Source organism: Acetoanaerobium noterae (assembly GCF_900168025.1).
Lineage (GTDB): Bacteria > Bacillota > Clostridia > Peptostreptococcales > Filifactoraceae > Acetoanaerobium > Acetoanaerobium noterae.
In genome coordinates, this window is sequence record NZ_FUYN01000002.1 from 344549 (window position 1) to 368524 (window position 23976).

Below are 23976 nucleotides of genomic sequence, written 5' to 3' on the forward strand. Positions count from 1 at the left end.
TATAAACTAATTATGGAGAGTGAGAAAATTTTATGGATAAAAAACTGTTAATAGACATGCTTAGTAAAGTAAAATCTAATGAAATGAACATAGATGAAGCGGCAGAAAAGCTGAGCAGTATTTCATATGAGGATATAGGGTATGCAAAGGTGGATCATCACAGAAGCCTTAGAAATGGTTATCCTGAAGTTATATACTGTGAAGGCAAGACAAAGGAGCAAATAGCAGGAATCATGGAAAAGCTTCTAGAAAAAAATAGCAATATCCTAGGGACTAGACTAAATGAAGAGAGCTATGAATATCTTAAGGAAAGGTTTAAGGATTTAGAATATCACAGTATGTCTAGGGTTATGACTCTAAAGGTCAAGGAAATAGAAATTAAAGGCAAGGGCGAGATTGCGGTAGTAACAGCGGGTACTTCGGATATGTATGTAGCAGAAGAGGCAGCTATAACTGCGGAGTTTTTAGGCAATAAAGTGATTCGCATCTATGATGCTGGGGTTGCTGGAATTCACAGACTACTATCAAAGCAAGATGAGCTTAGAAGATGCAGAGTAGTAATTGCAGTTGCTGGTATGGAAGGGGCACTTCCAAGCGTTCTTGGAGGCCTAGTTGAGGTGCCTGTTATAGCAGTTCCTACCTCAGTGGGATACGGTGCAAATTTTGGAGGCCTTTCAGCTTTACTTACCATGCTCAATTCCTGCGCATCAGGGATTAGCGTAGTAAATATAGACAATGGGTTTGGAGCGGGATATCTAGCGAGCACGATAAATAGACTATAAATAAAAAGTAGTAGCAGATCTATAATGAAAAACACTTAAAAAAATAAGTATAATGTAGAAGTATATATAAAGCAATTGCAATAGGAGGATTATACATGAATTTATATTTGGATATAGTAGGAGGCATATCAGGTGATATGATGCTTTCCTCGCTTCTTGGACTAGGAGTAAATTACGATAGGTTTATAGAAGTGATGAGCACTCTTTCGATTAGCGATGAATTTGAAATAAGCTTAAGTCAAGCTTCAAAAGGAGCAATAGGGGGAAATAAGGTTGATGTAATTTTAAAAGAGGATTCTTCTTTTGTGCATAGAAATCTTAGCGATATTATTAATATCATAGATAATTCCGAAATATCTTCTAGAGCAAAATATATGTCTAGAAAAATATTTACAGTGTTGGCAGAGGCAGAGGCGAAGGTTCATCTTGCTAAGATAGAAGATGTACATTTTCACGAGGTAGGAGCTGTTGACTCTATAGTGGATATCATAGGAACTGCTGTTTTAATAGATATGCTTGATATTGAGACTATATATTGCAGTGAGATACCACTTGGAACTGGATTTACTTGGTCCCAGCATGGAAAGATACCTCTTCCAGCACCAGCGACTCTCAATCTACTAGAAAATATGAAGGTTAGATTAACAAATCTTCAGGCTGAAACAGTGACACCTACAGGAGCTGCAATATTAAAGGGGTTAAATGCTAAACAAGCCTCAAATCTCAGCATGAAAATCAAGAAAACCTCTATAGGATGCGGGACGAAGAATTTTGATATACCAAATATCCTAAGAGCTATTTTATTTCAGCCAAACTATTATTATATAAGAGAAAAATTGGCTGTATTATCTTGTAATCTAGATGATATGACTGGAGAGCTTATGGGTAACGCTATGGAAGAGCTTTTTGACGCGGGGGCTCTAGATGTTTGGTTTTCTCCTATAATGATGAAGAAAAGCAGACCAGCCTACAAGCTTGAGGTGCTTACAACCATGCATCAAAAAGAAGCTATATCAAAGGTTATTTTTGAGCAGACCACAACTCTTGGAATAAGAGAGCAGATAATCGATAGAAAATCACTAAAAAGAAAAATGAGATATCATAAGACTGAATTAGGGAGCATCAGAATTAAAGAAGCTTATCTAGGAGACAAAAAAATAAATCAAAAACCGGAGTTTGAAGACCTCAAAGCTTTGGCAAAAAAGAAGGGCGTAACAGTTAGAAGCCTTAATATAAAATAGCAAAGTTCATTATAGAATCCAATATATTATCTATAGAAAAAGTCAAAGTTTCTTCTAAAGCAATTTTTACAAAATTTCCATATATTTGTGTTATAATCATGAGATAGGTGATAAGAAAGCTATAATTTGAACCTAGTAATTGATAAAGGGGGTCTTTAAGTGCTAGTAATATACAGCGATAAAATCGTACAAAATGATGCAGTTATAAGTGGATATATTCATATAGCAGATGGCAAGATCCAGAAAATAGATGAGAAATCATCCTTAAAAGACTATATAGATATGACAGGAAAATATATCCTGCCAGGTCTTATCAATATAAAAAGTGAGCATATATCTAGAGAAAATCAAATTAAATTAAATAGTAGATTTCCTTTTGCAAAGATCTTCAGAGAAGTTGAAATAAAATACGCCTCAGCAGGAATAACTACACTATTTCACTCTATTCCTCTAGTAAATGGCAGATACAGAGAAGACTTTACTACTGGTCCGAAGATGGCAAAAGATATAAAAGAGCTTTCTAAGAATTCCAATCTCATTGACCATAGAATTCACATGGCATTTCAGCTTGGATTTATTCAGAGCATGGATAAAATAAAAGAGATGCTAGAATCAAATCTCTTAGATTATATTTCATATTCAGGCTATTGCAGAAGTGAGGAAGAAAGATATAGAGAGATTTATTATGAGGACTACATCCAAAGGGTAATGGGCCTAAGTGAAGCTACCTGCAGGAGAATGGTAGAAAGAGTGAGAGAGCTAAGAAGTGAATCGAATCTTGAGGAACTGGCATATATGCTAAAGTACGCTCACTACAAGGGAGTAAAGGTAGGAACCTCTGAGCTAAGCGTAATTAAAAAGCTAGAGTTTTTAGAACAGCAGGGTATTAATATAATTGAAAATCCATCGCTTGAAGAAGCGTTAAATTTAGACAGCGAGTCTGATAAAATGATTATGATGGACATTTTATCTCTTAGCAAGCAGCTTAATAAAACCTATCAGGATCAAGTGGTGTCAGCTATTAGGACTGGTCATATAGATATACTTTCTTCTGATATGAGAGCGCACGACATATTGGCATTTGTATTTCAGCTAGCTCAGGACCTTGGATTAGAAAAAGCAGTATCGCTTGTCACTTCAAATCCAGCAACTGCACTTAAGCTAAAGGACAGAGGACAAATCAAGGAAAATTTAAGAGCAGATTTAATAGTAGTAGATATCCTAGATGAAGTACCTGTAGTTGAAATGACTATATCAAATGGAAAAATAGTATATAGAGCCAATTATTAATTCAGCCTTTAAAATATATATAAATATAAACAAAGGGGCTTTCGGAAACTAAAAAGTTTTCGTCAGCCCCTTTTAACATGGTCAATTTTTGTATTGAAGTAGGTAAAGATTATGATAAATGCCCTTTTGAGATAGAAGCTCGTCATGCCTTCCCATTTCTCTTATTTTACCTTTGTGAAGCACGATGATATTATCAGCATGCTGTATAGTTGATAGCCTGTGAGCTACGACTATTGTAGTTCTGTTTTGAATTACTCTTGTGATGGCATCTTGGATTAGAAGCTCTGTTTGAGTGTCGATGTTTGATGTGGCTTCATCTAGTATCAAAATCTTAGGCTCATAGGCTAGAGCTCTAGCAAAAGCAAGTAGCTGTCTTTCGCCAGATGAAAAGGTAGCGCCGTTTTCCTCTACATTGGCATCATAGGCTTTTGGAAGCTTATTTATAAACCTATCTGCATTTACAAATTTTGCGACTGCTACTATTTTTTCATCAGAAATCTCATCGTTATCGAGCCTGATATTGCTTTTTATATCTCCTGTAAACAAGAATACGTCCTGAAGTACTGCAGAAATCTGATTTCTAAGATGAGAGACAGGAATGTCTTTTATATCTACAGAATCGATTAATATTCTCCCTTTTTGAATCTCATATAGCCTAGCTATAAGGCTTATGATAGTGGTCTTGCCAGAACCAGTAGAGCCTACAAAAGCGACTGTTTCACCAGGATTTATAACAAAGCTTACATCCCTAAGTACCCAGTCCTCATCTCCTGTATATGAAAACCAGACATTTTCAAATTCTATTTTGCCAGTTATTTCAGGATACTCTGCACTATCTTCATCTCTTGCATTAGAAGAGTCTGGCTCATCCATGAGCTGAAATATCCTCTCTGAAGATGCCATTGCTGATTGCATGATATTGAACTTTTCAGATAAATCGTAAATAGGATGAAAAAATTGCTCCAGATAATTTATAAATGCAAAGAGAACTCCAAAAGGCATCTGACCCTTTAAAACAGCTCCTCCTGCAAACCAAATAAGTAGAGCTAGTCCAAAGGAATAAATAAGGTCCATAGAGGGCCTAAATATCGCAAATATAAATAATTCCTTCATAGAAGCATCTAGGTGTGCTTCGTTATACTTGGAAAATTCTTCTTTTTTACGCTCTTCTTGAGCAAAAATCTGAATTATTCTCATACCTGAAATATTTTCGCTAAGGGATGAGTTTATAACTGCAAGCCTAGTTCTGACAAGTCTGTAGGCTTTTCTGGATTTCTTTCTAAATACTATGGATACCCAGACTATAATAGGAATGGTTATAAAAACCATAAGAGATACCTTTAAGTCCAGCCTTATCATCATGATAATGATACCACCTAGCAGAAAAACATCCTTAAAAAATGATACAAGTACGGAGGTGTAAAGCTCATTTAGATTTTCCATATCATTTGTAAGCCTAGTTACTAGTCTGCCCGTAGGATTTTTATCAAAAAAGCTAAGAGGTAGATGCATTACTTTATCATAAAGAGTAGTTCTCATATTGTGGATTACTCTTTGACCTACATAAGAAAGCAAATAAACCTGAAGATAATTAAAGAAGAAGCCTCCAGTGATAAGAAGGAAAAGGAAAAACACTATTTGCTGGACTCCCTTTACTGCTTCATCCTTTGGAATGCTTCCTACAGGAGAGATGTACTCATCTACAGCTATCTTAATCATCCAGGGCCTAGCAAGGTCTACAACAGTAGCTAGTAGTATCATCAAAAAACTAAGCACTAGAAGTCCTGTGAACGGCTTGGCATAAGACATCAGCCTTTTCATCAAAGCTACGTCAAACCCTTTATCTTGAATTTCACTTTCTTCAAAATGTCCCATGCTACACCTCCTTGTCTAGTTTTTCTTCTAGTAGTTGTTTGCGATAGAGGTCTTCGTAAGCTCCCTTTTGAACTAGTAGCTCACTATGAGTTCCTCTTTCTGTTATTACTCCGTCTTCTAAATAAAGAATTTCGTCAGCATCCTTAATTGCTGAAATTCTGTGAGATATTATAATACTTGTCCTGTCTTTCATAACCTCTTTAAGATGGCCTAGAATTTTTTCCTCTGTTTTAGTATCAACAGCGGACAGACAGTCGTCTAGAATTAAAATTTCAGGATTTTTAATAAGAGCTCTTGCAATAGCGACTCTTTGTTTTTGACCTCCAGATAGGGTGACTCCTTTTTCTCCTACAATAGTGTCATAGCCTGCAGGAAATTCAGTTATATCCTCATCTATAGCGGCTATCTTAGCAACCTCTATTACCCTTTCTCTAGGAAGCTCAGGATTAGAAAAAGCTATATTTTCATGGATACTGCAAGAAAACAAAAAAGCTTCTTGAGGTACATAACCAATTTTTTCTCTTAGCTTCTTGTGCTTTAAATCTTCTATATTAGTATCGCTAACATTTATAATCCCATCACTATGAGAGTAGAATCTCAAAAGCAAGGAGGCTACTGAAGACTTTCCGCTTCCTGTCTTCCCTACTATAGCGAGGATTTTGCCTTTATTAATATGAAAATCCAGATTCCTAAGGGCAAAATTTTCACTTTGAGGATATTTGAATGAAACATTTTCAAAGCTTATCCTCGGAGTGAACGCCTCTGGCCAAATAGCAGCTTCTTTATCGATTAAAGCAGGAGCAGTATCTAGTATTTCGTTAATTCTCTTGATGGAAGCAATCCCTCTTTGCATACTGTTGATTACCCAGCCTATAGCCATCATAGGCCAAATTAGCATGCCTAGATAGGTGATAAAAGCAACTAAATCACCTAGTGACAAAGAGCCATTTATAACCATCTTTCCACCTTGAAACAAGGCTATAAGAAAGCTGATAGAAGAAATAAAGCCTATCATAGGAAACATAAAGCCATAAATAGCTGCAAGCTTCATATTTTTATTTACATAAATTTCACTGGTATTTTCAAAATTACTGAGTGATGATTTTTCTCTTACGAAGGATTTTATAACTCTTATCCCACTGATTGATTCTTGGGTATGGTCGCTAAGCCCTGAAAAAGCTTCTTGAACTTGCTTGTAGAGCTTTTGAATTTTTTTGCCAAGAAAAGTCACTAGAGCAGCCATGAAAGGCAGAGGCAGTAATGCCCAAATAGTAAGCTTAGGATTTATAGTTGAAAACATAATGACCATGGTAGTTATAGAAATCACAATAGCATCTGTAGTCATGATGACACCGGGGCCAAAAGACATACGGATGGCTTGGATATCATTGGTAGCATGAGCCATTAAATCTCCAGTTTTCTTGTAGTTAAAAAATTCAGGGGTCATGTCCTCTAAGTGAATGAAAAGCTTATTTCTCAGCCAGCACTCAAGCTTTCTAGCACTTCCTATGATATTCATGCGCCAGAAATATCGAAATATAGCCACGAGACAGGCTATACCGATGATTATAAAACCATATAGAGTTATGCCGCTTGCATCTATGCTTCCAGATTTAATAGAGTCTGTAATTGACCCTATGATTTTAGGTGGGATAAGCTGAAGTAGGTCTACGATTATAAGAGCAGATACCCCAAGGAGATATTGCCGCTTATATGTGATTAAAAAATCCTTAAGATGTCTAAGTAAATACATATTTATGCTCCTTTTTATAAATGTAGTAGATATAAAAATTCATTACTAATCAATAGAATGTATTAATATTCTTGCTTATATTATTTGAATAAATTTTTTCATATTATAAAAATAAGTTTTTTGAATATTTAAAGATTTTATCAAAATATTATACCATATAAAAAAAGTTAAACGGGAATTAAAGCGTTGCTAAAAATAGATAAAAAGAAATAATTTCAAAAAAATATTGTATATAGAATTACCCTGTGCTATAATTCTAAAAAAATAACTCGCAGTTGTTTCTTTGCCGCCGGGTAAAGAAATCTAGGCGTCAGCTTTCCTATCGTTAGGCCATTGAAGATAGGAAGTGCTGGCGCTTTTGTTTTTGAGATGAGAAAGAGAAGGAAGCAATATGAAAACGGACATAGCATTAAAAGACAAATCAATATTAAAAAACTTTACAAAGTACTCACTTTCCAATGTGCTAGGGATGGTAGGCCTATCATGCTACATACTTGCAGATACATTTTTTATAGCAAATGGAGTGGGAGCAGATGGGCTTGCAGCTCTTAATCTAGCTATTCCAATCTACAGCTTTATTCATGGCTGTGCTCTTATGCTTGGGATAGGTGGGGTTACTAAATACTCCATATATAAAAGCCAAAATTCAGAGCATAAAGCAAATAGCATTTTTACAAATACTATTTATCTAGCGCTTTTAATCTCGCTTTTATTTATGGCATTAGGGTATTTTTATTCAGAAGGGCTAGCGCATATTCTAGGAGCAGACAGCAAAATATTTGCAATGACTAATACCTACTTAAAAGTCATGCTTTTGTTCACGCCGCTATTTATTGTAAATGAGATTCTCATATGCTTTGTGAGAAACGATTCAAAGCCTAGGCTCTCAATGACAGCAATGCTAGTTGGAAGTCTTTCAAATATAATTTTAGATTATATATTTATATTTGAATTCAAAATGGGGATGCTAGGAGCGGTGCTAGCTACAGGAGTATCTCCTATAATAAGCATGATAGTAATTTCTGTGCATTTTATAAAGAAAAAAAACAGCTTTTATTTGGTAAAGGTAAAACTACAATTGAGCAAAATAAAGACAATATTCTCTCTAGGTTTACCCTCGCTTATTACAGAGCTTTCAGCAGGGGTGGTGATGATAGTGTTTAACCTTATAATACTTAGACTTGAGGGCAACACTGGAGTAGCTGCTTATGGAGTAATTGCCAATATAGCTCTAGTAGTAACTGCTATGTTCGTAGGAATAGCTCAGGGAATACAGCCACTAGTCACAAAAGCATATGGCAAAGGCGAAAAAGAGGTAATCAATAAGACCTTAAAATATGCTCTAATTACCATGATAGGACTTGCTGCTATAATCTATATAACTACCGCAACCTTTGCTGATTCTATAACGCTGATGTTTAACAGTGATGGAAATCCCAAACTGCAAGAAATCGCAATTACGGGACTTAGACTGTATTTTACTTCAGGTATATTTGCAGGCTTTAATATAATAATTTCCATGTACTTTACATCCACTGAAAATCCAGCGCCTGCTCAGCTTATATCTCTGATAAGAGGATTTTTTCTAATCATACCTCTTGCTTTTATACTATCAAGAGCATTTGGAATTATTGGTGTGTGGATTACCTTTCCTCTTACAGAGGCTATGGTAGCTATAACTGTAGCGCTGTTTTTAACAAAAAAAATTGCAAACTCCTAAGACAAAATTATAAGAAAAGCTACGAAGACAAGCTACGAAGACAAGCTACTAATATAAAATTCTAAGAAAAACTAATAAGAATATCTATTTAATAGAAGCACAATTTAACGGCTATGTATTGGTGTATATTATATAAGATGGAGGAGATAAATATGAGTTTTTTTACTTACAAAGATGTGTATTTTGAAGAGGGTGTAAAGGTTTTGGAAGTCAATTTGCTCCCAGAAAAATATTGTAATTTTGACTGCATATTTTGTCCTATAGGACGTTCTCAAAATAAAATTGATGAGAAGATTTCGTTTGAGGATCAAGAGCAAGACATAAAAGAGCTTTTAGAAAGAATAGATAAAAATGAAATTGAGCTAGTATTTATTAATTCAAAAGGAGAAGCCTTTGTTAACGAAAAGCTAAGTGAAATAATTGATTTAATAAAATCTAAAAATGTAAAGGTGCGTCTGCTTTCAAATGGATATGTGCTAGGCAAGGATGAATATAGAAAAATTGCTAACAAATGCGATGAAGTAATTGGAGAACTAAAAGTCCTAGAAGAAGAGGATTTTCAAAAGGTGCAAAGGCCAATAGCTGGGTATACTATAGAGGAATATATATCCAATATGATAGAGTTTAATAAGCAGTATAAAGGAAAGTTTATATTTGAAATCACAATCATAAAGGGATATAATGATGACCAAGAATCAATAACAAAGCTAAAAGCTATAATAAAACAGCTACAGCCTGAGGAAATACAAGTAGTAAGACTAGAAGAAGAGCATTTTCAGAAAAAGCTAGGAATATCTGATGAACGCTTTGAGCAGATAAAAAGAGAATTGATGTAACCGTATATAAAAAACTATATTAGGAGGAAAATATTATGAAAAAATTTATAATTGAAAATGAATTCTGGGAGCTGTTTCCAACTGCCAAAATAGGAATCATCGTAGCAAATGATATTGATAACACCATAAAGGATGAAGCTAAATATGCTCCTATGCTAGCGGCTGCAGAAAAAGAGACAGATAAGTTCTTTACTGAAGGAGATTTTAGCAAAAATCCTGTAATAAAAGTTTGGAGAGAGGCCTTTACAAAATTCAAGACTAAAAAGGGTGCGAGATCTTCCATTGAAGCCTTATTAAAAAGAGTTTATAACGAAAATCACATAGGAACAATCAATCCTCTAGTCGATATATATAACTCAATATCTCTAAAATACGGTATGCCGTGTGGAGGAGAGGATATAGAAACCTTTGCAGGAGATGTAAGACTTACAAAAGCAATAGGTGATGAAGATTTCATAACCCTAGGCTCAGAAGAAAGCGCGCCACCATATGAAGGCGAAATAGTATACAAAGACGACAAGGGAGCTATCTGCAGATGCTGGAACTGGCGTGAATCTGTAAGAACTATGCTCACAGAAAATACGAAGCATGCTTTCTTATGTATAGAGCTAGTTGATGAAACTAGAACTGAGGATTTTGAAGCTGCCCTAAATGAACTATCTGGTCTAGTAACAGAAAACTTGGGAGGCACAGCTAAAATTTCTATATTGGATATAAACCATAATGAATTAGTCATAGTATAAGAATAAAATTACTATATTAATATAAATGACGTATTTAATATAGTAATTTTATGATAAAGAGATATTCTTCAATGATATAGAGGTTGTTTAATAAAAAAAATGACAGAATAAATAATAGCTCTTAACAAGAAAAATTATATATACAAAAAATTGGAAAACGATATCCTCCAATGCTTTGAAAAAACTAAAAAATAAATGTCTCTAATTCATTGACAAGGTCAGATTATTTTGATATCTTATAATACAATCAAACTAAATAACGAACATTTCAAATGTTTTTCCCTCATATAATACCGGTAATATGGACCGGAAGTCTCTACCGAAAACCGTAAATTTTCGACTATGAGTGGATCGCTGTGTATATTAAAATTGAGGAATACACTCGTGCGGCCACTCTATGCGCCCACGGGTGTTTTTTTGTAACAATTTTCAACTTAGTAGTTAAATTTTAGTATCCAAACAGGAGGAAATAATCTAATGGCAAAAATTCTGAAAGAAGCACTTACCTTCGACGACGTACTTTTAGTTCCGCAAAAATCTAACGTACTACCATATCAGGTAGATACATCCACTTACCTAGCAAAAACAGTAAAACTAAATATCCCTATAGTGAGCGCTGGTATGGACACAGTAACTGAGCATGGGATGGCGATAGCAGTAGCAAGAGAAGGCGGCATAGGAATCATACACAAAAACATGACTATAGCAGAGCAGGCTCTAGAGGTAGACAAGGTAAAGCGTTCAGAACATGGTGTTATAGTAGATCCATTTTTCTTAACAAAAGATAAAACTCTAGGAGAAGCAGATTCTCTTATGGGAAGATACCGTATATCTGGAGTACCTATAGTAGATGAGCAAGATAAACTTATAGGAATCCTTACAAACAGGGACATAAGATTCGAAACAGATTTCACTAAAAAAATTGAAGAAGCTATGACAAGCGAAAACCTAATCACAGCACTTGAAGGAGTTTCTTTAGAAGAAGCTCAGCATATATTAGCTAAACACAAAATAGAAAAGCTTCCTATAGTAGACAAAGATGGATACCTAAAAGGACTAATAACTATAAAAGACATTGAAAAGAAAATTAAATTCCCTAACTCTGCAACAGATAGCCAAGGTAGACTTCTTTGTGGAGCTGCAGTAGGCGTAACTGAAGATATGATGGAAAGAATAGATGCTTTAGTAAATGCTAAAGTAGATATCATAGTAATAGATACAGCTCATGGACATTCTCAAGGAGTAATTCAGGCAGTTAAAAAATCTAAAGAAAAATATCCAGAGCTTCCAGTAATAGCTGGAAACGTAGCAACTGGACTAGCTACAAGAGAGCTAATCGAAGCTGGGGCTGACTGCGTTAAGGTAGGAATAGGACCTGGCTCAATTTGTACTACAAGAGTAGTAGCAGGAGTAGGAGTCCCTCAAATATCAGCAGTTATGGATTGCTACGAAGAAGCCTCTAAACACAATATTCCAATAATAGCAGATGGTGGAATCAAATACTCTGGAGACGTAGTAAAAGCAATCGCAGCTGGAGGCTCAGCAGTAATGCTAGGTTCACTGCTTGCAGGAACTAAAGAAAGCCCAGGAGAAACAGTAATCTACAAAGGCCGTTCATTTAAATCATATAGAGGAATGGGCTCACTAGCAGCTATGGAAAAAGGCTCAAAAGATAGATACTTCCAAAAAGACGCAAAGAAATTAGTACCAGAAGGAGTAGAAGGCATGGTTCCTTACAAAGGAGAAGCATCTGAGCTTATATTCCAAATGGTTGGAGGACTTCGCTCAGGTATGGGATACTGCGGAACTCCTACAATAAAAGACCTCATAGAAAACTCAGAGTTCGTAAGAATAACAGCGGCAGGATTAAGAGAAAGTCATCCTCATGATATTACAGTAACTAAAGAAGCACCTAACTACAGTGCTAATATGGAGGTCTAAAAATAATGAAACACGAAACAGTACTAATAATAGATTTTGGTGGACAGTACAACCAGCTTATAGCGAGAAGAGTTAGAGAAGCAAAAGTATACTGTGAAATCGTACCCTACAAAAAAGCAATGAATAAAATAAAGGAAGTTAAGCCTGAAGGAATCATCTTTACTGGAGGACCATCTAGTGTAAATGATCCTGGAGCTCCAGATATCGAAGCAGAAATATTTGACCTAGGCATTCCTATACTTGGAATCTGCTATGGAGCACAGCTTACAGCAAAAGTTCTAGGTGGAAGCGTAACAAAACCAGAAAAAAGAGAATACGGAAAAACAGAGATAAACTATGCTGGTGGAAAATTATTTAAAGATGTTGATAAATCAAACATCTGCTGGATGAGTCACACAGACCAGATAGATAAGCTTCCAGAAGGCTTCACAATTACAGCGGCTACACATGACTGCCCAGTAGCAGCAATGGAAAATGTAGACAAAAAACTATATGCACTTCAGTTTCATCCAGAAGTAGAGCATACAGTACAGGGCTACAAAATAATTCGTAATTTCCTATTTGAAGTATGCGCTTTGTCTGGCGATTTTACTTCAGACTCCTTCATAGATGATAAAGTAAGGCTCATAAGACAGCAGGTGGGAGATAAAAAAACCCTTTGCGCCCTTAGTGGAGGGGTTGATTCCTCTGTGGCAGCAGTTCTCGTACATAAAGCCATAGGGGATAACCTCACCTGTATATTCGTAGACCATGGTCTACTTAGAAAAAATGAAGGTGATGATGTAGAGAGAATATTTAGAGATGAATTCTCTATGAATCTAATCAGAGTAAATGCTCAGGAAAGATTCCTTTCAAAGCTGGCTGGAGTAACTGACCCAGAAAGAAAAAGAAAAATTATTGGAGAAGAATTCATAAGAGTATTTGAAGAGGAATCTAAAAAGCTAGGGGACGTAGAGTTTCTAGTACAAGGGACAATCTACCCAGACGTAATAGAAAGTGGAACAGATGAAGCAGCTGTAATCAAGAGCCACCACAATGTTGGAGGGCTTCCTGAAGACATGAAGCTGAGCCTAGTTGAGCCACTTAGAGAGCTTTTCAAAGACGAAGTTAGAAATGTTGGACTAGAGCTAGGAATTCCTGAATACCTTATATTTAGACATCCATTCCCAGGACCAGGACTAGGAATCAGAGTACTTGGAGAAGTAACTGAGGAAAAATGCGACATACTAAGAGAAGCTGATGCTATATATAGAGAAGAACTAGAAAAAGCTGGTCTAGGAAGAAAAATTTGGCAAGCATTTGCAACACTTCCAGATGTAAAAACCGTAGGAGTAATGGGAGATGAGCGTACCTACTCATATATGGTAGGCCTAAGAGCAATCACCTCAACTGATGGAATGACAGGAGAATTTTATCCTATCCCATATGAAGTGCTAGGAACCATATCAACTAGAATAGTAAACGAAGTAAAAGGCGTAAATAGAGTAGTCTATGACGTAACAGGAAAACCACCAGCGACAATTGAGTGGGAATAAAGAATCAAAGCCCTAAATATTGAAATTACAATATTTAGGGCTTTACTATTATAAGGAAATGATATTACAATCAGTTATAATATGCAAAGAAGTCCAAGAGCCATCAAATGGTAATCTTAACTTCATTAATGTAAGTAGTCAATTTTATAATAAAGAAATAGCAGAGTTTGACTTTGTTGTTTCTTGGATTCTTCAAGAGGGAGTAAATCAAAAGGGACGCTTCTTTTTGATTCTAATTCTATCAATTATCAATCTAAGAATATAATAAAAGCAGATGAGAGTGGTCAATAATAACCCCATCCCAAATGATTTGTCATAGACATAAAATTGTATATTGTTGATGTTCTATGACATTTTTATTTCTATATAAAGAACAATTTGTTTACTTCTGTACTTATATAATATAAAATATAAGCATAAAAGTAAAAAAAGGGTGAATTAGATGGATTATCATAAACTTTTAGAAACTTTACTTCGTGAAAAAGAAGGAATGCTTTTAACTAAAGATATAATAGAAGCTGGAATTTCAAAACAGTTATTAAGCAAATATGTAAAAAAAGGATATATAGAAAGAGTTACTCAAGGAGTGTATTTATCTAAAGATGCATTTGAAGATGCGATGTATGTTTTACAAGCGAGAAGTAAAAAGGCTATTTTTTCACACGAGACAGCACTTTATTTACATGATTTAACCGATAGAGACCCTTTACAGTATACAGTTACTTTACCATCAGGATACAATGCCTCCAATTTTAAAAATGATGGTATTTATGTATATTTTATAAAAAATGATCTATTGAATCTAGGTGTAGAATATGGGAAAACCCCATTTGGGAGAAATATTCGAGTCTATAATAAAGAACGTACTATTTGCGATATCGTAAGGAACCGAAATGTTATTGATTCTGCGATTATCAATGAAGGAATTAGAAGATATTTATCGGAGAAAGAAAAAGATATCCCAAAACTATTACAATATGCAGAAAAATTTAGAGTAGAGAAGATAATTAGGCAATATGTGGAGGTTTTGATATGAGGACATTAAGGCAAATTAAAGATTTGATTAATAATATAGCCAAGAAGAAAAGCATAAATCCTCAAATACTACTTAGAAATTATATGATGGAAAGACTTCTTGAAAGAATTGCTTTATCAAATTATAAAGAAAACTTTATTTTAAAAGGTGGCATGCTTATTAGCTCACTTATTGGTGTAGAAAGTCGTTCAACAGTAGATATGGATACTACAATGAAAAATAAAGCAGTAACTATTGATTCAATTAAGTTAACGTTTGAGGATATTATTACTATTGATACTGGAGATGGAGTTAAATTTGAAATAAAGAAGGTTGAAGAAATAAGAGATGAAGCAGATTATCCAGGTTTTAGGGTATCAATTGATGCAATACTTGAAAATGCTAAAATTCCAATTAAAGTTGATATTACTACAGGTGATGAAATAACGCCGAAAGAGATTTTGCATATGTATCAACTGTTATTAGAAGATAGAGAAATTGAGATTCTAAGCTATAATATAGAAACAATTCTTGCTGAGAAATTAGAAACAATTATTACACGATCTACAGCTAATACAAGAATGAGAGATTTCTATGATGTTCATATATTGTACCAGCTTCAAAGGGATTCAATTGATTTAATTGTTTTAAAAGAAGCTCTTATAGGAACAGGGAAAAAGCGTGGAACATTTCATGTTATTAAAAAAGGTTATGATATTATTGAAGGTGTGTTTTCCAATGAAAATATGGCTTTGAGTTGGAAAAAGTATCAAAAGAAGTATTCTTATGCATCTGATATTAGTTGGGAACAAATTGGTATTTCAATTAGGAAGCTTTGGAAATCGATTGATTAATATTTATAATATTGACCCCATTTTGACTCCTAAAAGGTTAACAGACAACTTTTTTACTAACAATAGTGATAGTATGAACACTAAAAATCACTATTTATCAAAGAAAATCAAAAGGCATAAACTAATCTGTATCGAGTGGGAGTAGTAAATCAAATCCGTGTATCCTTTTTAATAAAGGAATACACGGGTTTTTAATTTTCGTATTGCACTAATAAGGTAAACTAGTTTGAAATGTGCGTATTAATTATATAATTTAAGAACCGATACAACAAAATTTATATTGTTGCATATGCACTGAGAAAACAGTATACTATCAGTATAGATGGAACAGTGGAGGATAATATGAATCACAAAGAAAAGATACTTAACTATCTAAAAGAAAACAACGGAGTCATCACAACACAATATTGTAAAGAAGAAGGAATTCCTAGAGTATATCTTACAAGGCTTGTAGAAGAAAATATACTTTCTAGAGTGGATAGAGGTATTTATATTTCAAAACAGGGAGATTATGACGAATATTATTTTTTTCAGCATAAATTTAAAAAAACGGTATTTTCTTATGAGACAGCTCTATATTTACAAGGATTAACTGATAAAATACCACAATTGATTGAGGCGAGTGTCCCTTACAGCTATAAAATTAATAATCTTCCCAATAATGTAAAACTATATTATGTGAAAAGCGATATATCAGATATGGGAGCGATAGAAGTAAAAACTATATATCAAAATAAGGTCAGAGCATATAACATTGAAAGAATAATATGTGATTTTGTTCAAAACAAGAATAACATAGATCCAGAAGTTTATGTTAAGACAATACGAGGATATGCATCATCTAAAAACTCTGATATAAATAAACTCTTTATATATGCTAAAAAAATGGGGATTATTGAAAAGGTAAGAAGTACAATGGAGGTTATTTATGAATAAAGATAAAATAACAGCTATGTGCCGTAAAGTATCCAATGAAACAGGATTAACTTTTAATTCTGTTATGACATATTATTTTTTAGAAAGTGTTTTAAGAAAATTATCAATTAGCAAATATAATGATAAATTTATTTTTAAAGGTGGATATATACTTTCAAATATAGTGGGATTGGATTCAAGAAGCACCGTAGATATTGATTTTCTTTTTAAGAATATGCCTTTAACTGAAGAACTTCTAGTTGAAATTTTTGATGATATTTTAGAATATAATGAAAAAGATTCCATTCAATATGAGCTAAAGGGTATACAAGAAATTAAAAAACAAGATGAATATGGGGGATATAGAATCCAGATTCTATGTAAATTAGACAATATAAGACAAATTGTTCCTTTAGATATAGCAACAGGAGATATATTGACATATAAACCAGTAGATTATGAATACAAAACAATATTTTCTGAAGATAACTTAAAAATCAAAGCATACAATTTAGAAACAATGTTAGCAGAGAAATTAGAAACCATTTATTCCAAAGGATTTTTAAATAGCAGAAGTAAAGATTTTTATGATATCCATCTAATATATAGATTCAAAAGCAATGATGTTGATTTTGAAAAGCTGTCTAAAGCTTGTGAAAGAACTTTTGATTATAGGGGTACCATACTTGACTTTGCAAGTTTTAAAGAAATGATAGACATAATCTTAGCAGATAAGGGATTTAATGATAGGTGGAAAGCATATGCAAATAAAAATAATTATGTTAAAGAAATCTCTTTTGAAAATGTTATTGAAAGTTTGATATTAATAATTGAGCAAATTATTTTAATTGGAACTGGTACTGGAACGGGTAAAAAAATTTAAAAATCATACGAAATTAATGATATACACTAGAACTATTTGCAAAAAATATACTGATAGTGCAGGGTTTTATAAAGAAAAGACATAAAGGGAGTGAAGAGTGGGAGTAATTAAAGAAAACCCTAGAGCTTTTGAAATACAAAGGTTTCTAGGGTTTGTTTTTTTGCCGTGATACATTTTTTAATTTTCATGCACTTCTTTATTGCCAGATGAATAAAATTATTCCATAGATAGAGGAAGTGGAGGACTCCTAAGCCATGATTACACCATGTATATTAGATTTAACTACTTTAATCTATATATGACATTTTTACCTTTTCCAAGTTTCTCTATAATAGAGTTATCTACCATATTTCTTAACAACTTGATAGCCATAGAACTTGAAATTGAAAGATTTTTTTCTATATCTGTTCTTTTGATATATTCATTTTCCTTTAACATATTAACTATTAAATACTCCTTATCGCTCAAATTCTTTTCCAATTTAGAGATTGATTTTTCTTTGAGGGTATTTGGAAGTGTTATTTTAAAAGCATTGCTAGATATTTCTATTTTAGGTTTTACATTATATTCATTATAGCTTTCTATTATCTTAGGGATGCCAGTTCCATATGCTTCAATTAATTTTAGGCGATAAAAAATATTTGCAAGATTTCTATTTCTCAAAATAGATACCCCTAGCATGATATCATCTTCACTGAGGCCTTTAGTAAGGCCGCCTATAGTAACTATCTCTATTTTGTCATCAAATACACTTATTAGTGTACTGCTGCTATAGGAGTATTCTTTGTGAACAATAGAATTTAAAAGAGCTTCCCTGATGGCAATTTCAGGATACTCTCTGGTATCAGTTCTTTTAAGACCAGTTATTTCAGAATTAGTCCTATTATATCTATTTAAAAAAGAATATACGTCCTTCATCTGTTTTAACAAAGACCCTGAAAATTCAAATCTGTCCTTAAAAATTTCCTTAGTGCTACCTTCAAATACGGCGGTTTTTATAGTGTGTGGACATTGCTCAGACAATAAAAGGCCTAGATTAGTATATAATCCATCCTCATCAATGATATTAAAAGTTCTCATTTGAGAGTGTTCTAGCTTTATATTTGCATCTTCAAATTCTTTTTTTAAAAAATCAAAATCTAGATTTTGATTCAAAGATCTAAGCTCTTCAAAGTTATCTCCATCAGTATCTCTAATCATTTTTAAAATGGCAGCATCAGTGGCAGGAACGGAAGAAGCCCCTTGTCTTACATAAACGCCTGAAGGCCGTATACCTTTGTCGATCAAATAATAAGGAGAAGAAGCTCCTTTTTGCACATCAACAACAATTACATCATTACTATCTATTTTTTCTACTAAGATAGATGTAAATAGAGTTATATCTGGCTTTATAGAATCCCTTATAGAATTAGATAACTTTAAAATATCAGTGTCTAATTTTTGTACTCCTAAAACCTTACCGTCATCATCTATTCCAATATAAATCTTACCACCAGAAGTATTAGCAAAGGCAATCACTGTCTTTAATATATCTTTAACATATTCTTTTTTTAGTTCCAAGTGAATGCTTTCCTTAAACATATATTCTATACCTCGTTTTCATATTAATTTAAATATTCAAGTACATTCAAACACTATTCGAACACCTTCTAACACTATTCTAATACTATATATTAGTTTTAGCAAGATAGTTTAGTTTGAAAGAGTAACTAAATATATTAAAGAATCAACGGCTAGAATCAACAGGGACGGTTCTTTTTGATTCTAATTCTATCAATTATCAATCTAAGAACCTAATAAAATCAAATACGGTTGTTTTATAAAATGACAGCATTTGTTAAAAAAATGTTAATTATCATCAAAATAAATAACCAAGAGGGAAAAGTGACGAGAGTGGTCAAAAAGAACAACCATGACAAGCTTTGCCACACAGAATACATGTAACTGTCCTAGCGTTTTCATATATAATTTAAGTAGCAGGAGTTAAAGTCGAGGGACGGTTTGGCGGTAAAACCCCGTTTTTTGAACATGACTTTGTTGTCTTTGAGCACACAGAATTGCTTCTTTGAAAGCGTACACTAATCTTTCTTTTTTTCAGACAACTTCTCCTGCTAATCATATTATACAGGAGCTTAAATTGCTATGAAAGCTCTACTTAATATTTGCTCTGGTTTGGATGTTCATAAGGAGATTATTGAAGTTTGCATTTTAAAGGGAGACTCTTCTGATGATGTTAATGTTGTTAGAGCTAGCTTTTCAACTTTGCGTGGGGATTTGTTTAAGTTAAGAGATTTTTTAGTTATGAATGATTGTTTTCATGTTGCTATGGAAAGTACTGGTATTTACTGGATGGCTCTTTATGATATTTTACAAGAGCATTCAGGTTTTACTGTATACGTTGTTAATGCTCATCATATGCGTAATATCCCTGGCAGAAAGACTGATGTAAAGGATGCTCAGTGGATTGCTGAACTATTTCGTTTTGGGCTTTTAAATTCTAGTTTTATTCCTTGTAAAGCTGTTCGTGAACTTAGAGAATATACTAGGTTTTACAAGAAAGTAAATGAAAATAGAGCCCAGTTAGTTACTAGAATTGAAAAGTTTTTGCAAATCCATGGTTTTAAGCTTTCTTCTTTGTATATTTTAGGTGAAATTGGCGATGATATGAGTTCTTTTGCTACTTCTTCTAATATTACATCTTGGGCAGGGCTTTGCCCTAGAAATAATGAAAGTGCTGGCAAGAAAAAATCTCAAAAGATTTTGCATGGCAATACTTATGTAAAATCTATTCTTTGTCAGTGTGCATGGGCTGCTGTAAGGACTCGTAATACTCGTATTGCTAAGTGGTTTTGGTCTCATCAAGGTAAAATTGGGCAAAAGAAATCAATCATTGCTGTAGCTAGAAAATTACTTGTGTATATTTACATGATTCTTAGTTCTAGATCGCCTTACAATGCTAAGTTAGATATGACGTAAAAAAAGCCTTAATTTCAAAACAATTTTGTTTTAAAAAAAGGCTAGTTTAATCTATTTGGCATGGAGATTTATATTTTGGCTCGATGCCTTTTTGTAGTTGCTTAATTTATGTTTGTTTTATCATTCGTGTATTTTTGTTACACACTAACAACCATGACAAGCTTTGCCACACCGAATACATGTAACTGTCCTAGGGTTTTCATATATAATTTTAAGTAGTTTGTTACACACTAACCGTCCCCAATGATTTGCCCAATGATTTGAATAAAATTTATCCAATAAATTTATGTAACTAATGGATAAATTATGGTACACTGATTATTCAGAAAATATTAATCTAAAGGAGATAACATGAAGCCAAATATTAATAGTAATATAGCAATAATAGGGGTTCCTCTCGATTTAGGAGCAGGAACAAGAGGTGTGAACTTAGGCCCTGACGCTATCAGATACGCAGGGGTAGAAGAAAGGCTAAAAAATATCGGATATAATGTCGAGGATCTAGGCGATATTCCTGTAAATAGATCTCAAGCTTTTACTGAACCGAATTCGAATCTTAAAAATCTAAATGTAATATCAGAGGTTAACTCTTTGCTTTCAGAAAAAGTTTTTTCAGTAATGAGTGAAGGTAAATTTCCATTAGTGTTGGGAGGAGACCATAGTATAGCTATAGGAACGATTTCTGGAGTTCTAAAGTATAAAAAAAGTCTAGGTGTCATTTGGTTTGATGCACACGGAGATATCAATACGCCTGAAACGTCACCTTCAGGTAATATCCATGGTATGCCTGTTGCAGTCCTTTTAGGTCTAGGGGATAAGAGTTTAACAAAAATAGTTGGAGAAAATAATTTTCTAAAAAAAGAAAATATTGTTTATATAGGCTCAAGAGATTTGGACAGCGGAGAGCGAAAAGCTATGAAAGAGCAAGGTATAACAGTATTCACTATGCATGAGATAGATGATATGGGTATCAAGAAAGTAATGGAAGAAGCTATAAAAATAGCAGGAGATAATACTGATGGAATCCATGTTAGTTTTGATATGGACGCCCTTGATCCAAGTATTGCACCGGGAACCGGTACAAAGGTACCAGGAGGAATGAATTACAGGGAAGCTCATTATGCATTGGAGCTTATAGCCAAATCAGAAAAGCTTGTAAGTGCAGAGTTTGTAGAAGTGAACCCGCTTCTGGACAATGCAAATATGACAGGTAAGGCGGCAGCTGTCCTTGTAGGATCATTGATGGGAGAATGGTTGATATAAAGAAATCAATAGAATCAACAGGGACGGTTCTTTTTGATTCTAAGTTGAGAATTTGCATATAAATATAATTTGAACCTACTAAGTAGTTTGATGGAAGTAATCTTACTATATGGTAGGTTCTTTTTGATTATAATTCTATTAATAATCAATCTAAGAATATAACAATCTAAGAATATAATAAAAACATATGAGAGTGGTCAAAAAGAACGGCCCCCAATGATTGATGTTCGATAGATTCTGAGAAGATAAGGGATAATGTATGATAACATTACTTTTAATGTTTATTTTATCTATAGTTTCAATGTATTATTTTTTTAAGTTAAGAAAAATTGATAAAACGAAAAGCGAAAACCTTTCTAGCTTGATTATTCTAACTCCTGTGGTTAATAATCTGTTACCGATAGAAGCCGAATTAAAAGACATGATAATCTTATTTATGTTTTCTCTGTCAATTGTCTTATTGAGGAAAGGCTTGAAAGATGAAGAGAAAAAGAAGAGCTTTTATATCTCAGAAAAAAATAATTTAAAAGAGTAACAAAACATATTAATGTTAGAGACTGTAAATAATTTTGTGTATGATAATTTACGGTCTCTATATTTTAAGTTATATTTTTCTTTTCTTACTGAAGAAGCCATTTTTCAGCTTCTTCTCTACTTTCGTACAATCTAAAATGATTGCCTTTACTTATTTCTATAGCCATTTCTTTAAGTATATATTTTTTTGATGGTGAGTTATTTTATCACAATAATAATAAAGTGTGAATGCTTTACAATTATTAATCAGGGTATTTTATAAATAGCCATAATAAAGTTTTCAGCTTTATAGTATCTAATATGTAGATACTTAAGAACCCACGAGGTTTAAGATGCAAATCACTAACCAATGCTTTATAATATTATAGACAAATAATATAAAGAATGGTTGATGAAAAACTATGAAAACAAACAACTTGACACAGGGTAGTATTTTAAGCGCACTATTTAAACTAGCCATCCCTATAATGGGAACGTCTTTTGTTCAGATGGCTTACAATATGACGGATATGATTTGGGTGGGAAGAGTTGGTTCAAGAGCCGTAGCAGCAGTAGGAACAGCTGGATTTTTTACTTGGCTTGCTATGGCTTTTATCCTTATACCAAAAATAGGTGCTGAGGTAGGAGTAGCTCAGTCTATAGGAAAAAACGATATGAAAGAGGCTAAGGTTTATATCAAGCACACACTTCAAATGATAGTAGTAATTGCTCTGATATATGCACTTTCTCTTATAACATTTAGAAAACCTCTCATAGGATTTTTTAATCTAGGAGAACCAGATATAATCCAAAATGCAATTAATTATCTAATACTCATATCCTTTGGACTTGTTTTTTATTTTGTAAATCCAGTATTTACAGCTATTTTCAACGGCTACGGAGAAAGCAGAACTCCATTTATAATAAATTCAATCGGACTTTTGGTGAATATGGTACTAGACCCATTGCTGATTTTAGGACTAGGGCCTATTCCAAGACTAGAGGTAGCTGGAGCAGCTATTGCAACAGTTATAGCGCAAGCAGTAGTTACTCTAATATTTGTGCTAAATGCGAGGATGAGGCCAGAGCTTTTTTCAGGACTTAATCTCTTCAAAGCTCCAGATATGGCTCATATTAATAAAATTTTCAAGCTAGGGCTTCCAGTCGCACTTCAAAGCGGGTTATTTACTGTGTTTGCAATGGTAATAGCCAGAATAATAGCTCAGTGGGGACCGATTCCTATAGCTGTTCAGAAGGTAGGTTCTCAGATTGAGGCTGTTTCGTGGATGACAGCAGGAGGATTTCAAACTGCTATGAGCACCTTTGTAGGGCAAAACTATGGAGCAAAGAACTGGGATAGAATTACAAAAGGATATATGGTTGGACTAGGTATTATGACAGTAATTGGAATATTTACAACAGGCTTGCTTTATTTTGGAGCTAGACCTATATTTTCAATATTTATACCAGAGCCAGAGAGCATAAGCTATGGGGTAGTATACTTAAAAATATTAGCACTTTCTCAGCTTTTTATGTGCATAGAGCTAACTACAGCAGGGGCGTTTAATGGACTGGGAAATACAGTTCCACCATCTATAATAGGTATAGTATTCAATGCTCTAAGAATACCAGGAGCGCTCATACTTTCAGCTACCAGTCTAGGGTTAAACGGTGTATGGTGGGCGATTAGCATTTCAAGTATATTTAAAGGAGTTATCTTAGCTACGTGGTATATGATGCTGCTAAAAAAGTCAAATAAAGCCATTGGTGAGGTAGTTTTGGAGTCTTAACTTTATTTACTAAATATTTTAGTTAGGAAATGAAAACTTTTATAAAAGGAG

General features: G+C 33.7%; 20 protein-coding genes and 1 riboswitch. Of the genes, 17 read left to right on the forward strand and 3 right to left on the reverse strand.

The features are described 5' to 3' along the window. Positions 1-32: 32 nt before the first annotated feature. From larB to B5X47_RS05240, 3 genes are all read left to right on the forward strand, one after another. A complete protein-coding gene (gene larB / locus B5X47_RS05230) occupies positions 33-782 on the forward strand; it encodes a nickel pincer cofactor biosynthesis protein LarB (protein ID WP_079589138.1) in 750 nt (249 codons plus the stop codon). Positions 783-877: 95 nt separating this feature from the next. Beyond that, positions 878-2023 carry a nickel pincer cofactor biosynthesis protein LarC gene (gene larC / locus B5X47_RS05235; protein ID WP_079589139.1) on the forward strand — a complete coding sequence of 382 codons (1146 nt, stop codon included), beginning with the start codon at positions 878-880 and terminating at the stop codon, positions 2021-2023. A gap of 159 nt (positions 2024-2182) precedes the next feature. Beyond that, positions 2183-3313, forward strand: a complete 1131-nt coding sequence (locus tag B5X47_RS05240; protein WP_079589140.1) for an alpha-D-ribose 1-methylphosphonate 5-triphosphate diphosphatase — start codon at positions 2183-2185, stop codon at positions 3311-3313. An 81-nt stretch (positions 3314-3394) separates the two neighbouring features. Here B5X47_RS05240 and B5X47_RS05245 read toward each other — a convergent pair whose 3' ends face one another. Beyond that, positions 3395-5188, reverse strand: a complete 1794-nt coding sequence (locus B5X47_RS05245) for an ABC transporter ATP-binding protein (protein WP_079589141.1) — start codon at positions 5186-5188, stop codon at positions 3395-3397. Position 5189: 1 nt separating this feature from the next. Next, the gene (locus tag B5X47_RS05250) at positions 5190-6941 is read right to left on the reverse strand and encodes an ABC transporter ATP-binding protein (RefSeq protein WP_079589142.1); all 1752 of its coding nucleotides are present in this window, start codon (positions 6939-6941) and stop codon (positions 5190-5192) included. Between the two features lie 391 nt (positions 6942-7332). Here B5X47_RS05250 and B5X47_RS05255 point away from each other — a divergent pair, with 391 nt between their 5' ends. The 10 genes from B5X47_RS05255 (at position 7333) to B5X47_RS05295 (ending at position 17383) form a co-directional block, all read left to right on the forward strand. Further along, positions 7333-8661: an MATE family efflux transporter gene (locus tag B5X47_RS05255; RefSeq protein ID WP_079589143.1), complete on the forward strand. Its 1329-nt coding sequence runs from the start codon at positions 7333-7335 to the stop codon at positions 8659-8661. A gap of 152 nt (positions 8662-8813) precedes the next feature. Further along, the gene (locus tag B5X47_RS05260; protein ID WP_079589144.1) at positions 8814-9497 is read left to right on the forward strand and encodes a radical SAM protein; all 684 of its coding nucleotides are present in this window, start codon (positions 8814-8816) and stop codon (positions 9495-9497) included. 35 nt (positions 9498-9532) lie between these two features. Next, a complete protein-coding gene (locus tag B5X47_RS05265; RefSeq protein ID WP_079589145.1) occupies positions 9533-10240 on the forward strand; it encodes a B3/B4 domain-containing protein in 708 nt (235 codons plus the stop codon). A 263-nt stretch (positions 10241-10503) separates the two neighbouring features. Continuing rightward, positions 10504-10603: riboswitch (purine riboswitch) on the forward strand. Positions 10604-10717: 114 nt separating this feature from the next. Further along, positions 10718-12181, forward strand: coding sequence for an IMP dehydrogenase (gene guaB / locus B5X47_RS05270; protein WP_079589146.1), 1464 nt, complete (start codon positions 10718-10720; stop codon positions 12179-12181). Between the two features lie 5 nt (positions 12182-12186). Next, positions 12187-13716, forward strand: coding sequence for a glutamine-hydrolyzing GMP synthase (gene guaA, locus B5X47_RS05275; RefSeq protein WP_079589147.1), 1530 nt, complete (start codon positions 12187-12189; stop codon positions 13714-13716). A 58-nt stretch (positions 13717-13774) separates the two neighbouring features. Then, on the forward strand, positions 13775-13981 hold the full coding sequence (locus B5X47_RS13695) for a hypothetical protein (protein WP_207651481.1): 207 nt from the start codon (positions 13775-13777) through the stop codon (positions 13979-13981). Positions 13982-14158: 177 nt separating this feature from the next. Continuing rightward, on the forward strand, positions 14159-14752 hold the full coding sequence (locus B5X47_RS05280; protein WP_079589148.1) for a type IV toxin-antitoxin system AbiEi family antitoxin domain-containing protein: 594 nt from the start codon (positions 14159-14161) through the stop codon (positions 14750-14752). Then, complete coding sequence (locus B5X47_RS05285) at positions 14749-15585, forward strand: nucleotidyl transferase AbiEii/AbiGii toxin family protein (protein ID WP_079589149.1); 837 nt, start codon at positions 14749-14751, stop codon at positions 15583-15585. Before B5X47_RS05280 ends, B5X47_RS05285 begins: the two co-directional genes overlap by 4 nt. 342 nt (positions 15586-15927) lie before the next feature. Continuing rightward, positions 15928-16521: a type IV toxin-antitoxin system AbiEi family antitoxin domain-containing protein gene (locus B5X47_RS05290; protein WP_079589150.1), complete on the forward strand. Its 594-nt coding sequence runs from the start codon at positions 15928-15930 to the stop codon at positions 16519-16521. Then, positions 16514-17383 carry a nucleotidyl transferase AbiEii/AbiGii toxin family protein gene (locus B5X47_RS05295; protein ID WP_079589151.1) on the forward strand — a complete coding sequence of 290 codons (870 nt, stop codon included), beginning with the start codon at positions 16514-16516 and terminating at the stop codon, positions 17381-17383. The genes B5X47_RS05290 and B5X47_RS05295 overlap by 8 nt, the downstream gene beginning before the upstream one ends. Before the next feature lie 282 nt (positions 17384-17665). Here the strand turns inward: B5X47_RS05295 and B5X47_RS05300 are convergent, their stop codons facing one another. After that, positions 17666-18964, reverse strand: coding sequence for an RNA-binding domain-containing protein (locus tag B5X47_RS05300; RefSeq protein ID WP_079589152.1), 1299 nt, complete (start codon positions 18962-18964; stop codon positions 17666-17668). A gap of 561 nt (positions 18965-19525) precedes the next feature. On the opposite strand from B5X47_RS05300, the gene B5X47_RS05305 reads away from it, so the two are divergent. The 4 genes from B5X47_RS05305 (at position 19526) to B5X47_RS05320 (ending at position 23925) form a co-directional block, all read left to right on the forward strand. Beyond that, the gene (locus B5X47_RS05305) at positions 19526-20359 is read left to right on the forward strand and encodes an IS110 family transposase (RefSeq protein ID WP_079589153.1); all 834 of its coding nucleotides are present in this window, start codon (positions 19526-19528) and stop codon (positions 20357-20359) included. Positions 20360-20710: 351 nt separating this feature from the next. Further along, on the forward strand, positions 20711-21622 hold the full coding sequence (gene rocF / locus B5X47_RS05310) for an arginase (protein WP_079589154.1): 912 nt from the start codon (positions 20711-20713) through the stop codon (positions 21620-21622). 259 nt (positions 21623-21881) lie between these two features. After that, positions 21882-22157 carry a hypothetical protein gene (locus B5X47_RS05315; protein WP_079589155.1) on the forward strand — a complete coding sequence of 92 codons (276 nt, stop codon included), beginning with the start codon at positions 21882-21884 and terminating at the stop codon, positions 22155-22157. Between the two features lie 400 nt (positions 22158-22557). Further along, on the forward strand, positions 22558-23925 hold the full coding sequence (locus tag B5X47_RS05320; RefSeq protein WP_079589156.1) for an MATE family efflux transporter: 1368 nt from the start codon (positions 22558-22560) through the stop codon (positions 23923-23925). Positions 23926-23976: the final 51 nt, after the last annotated feature.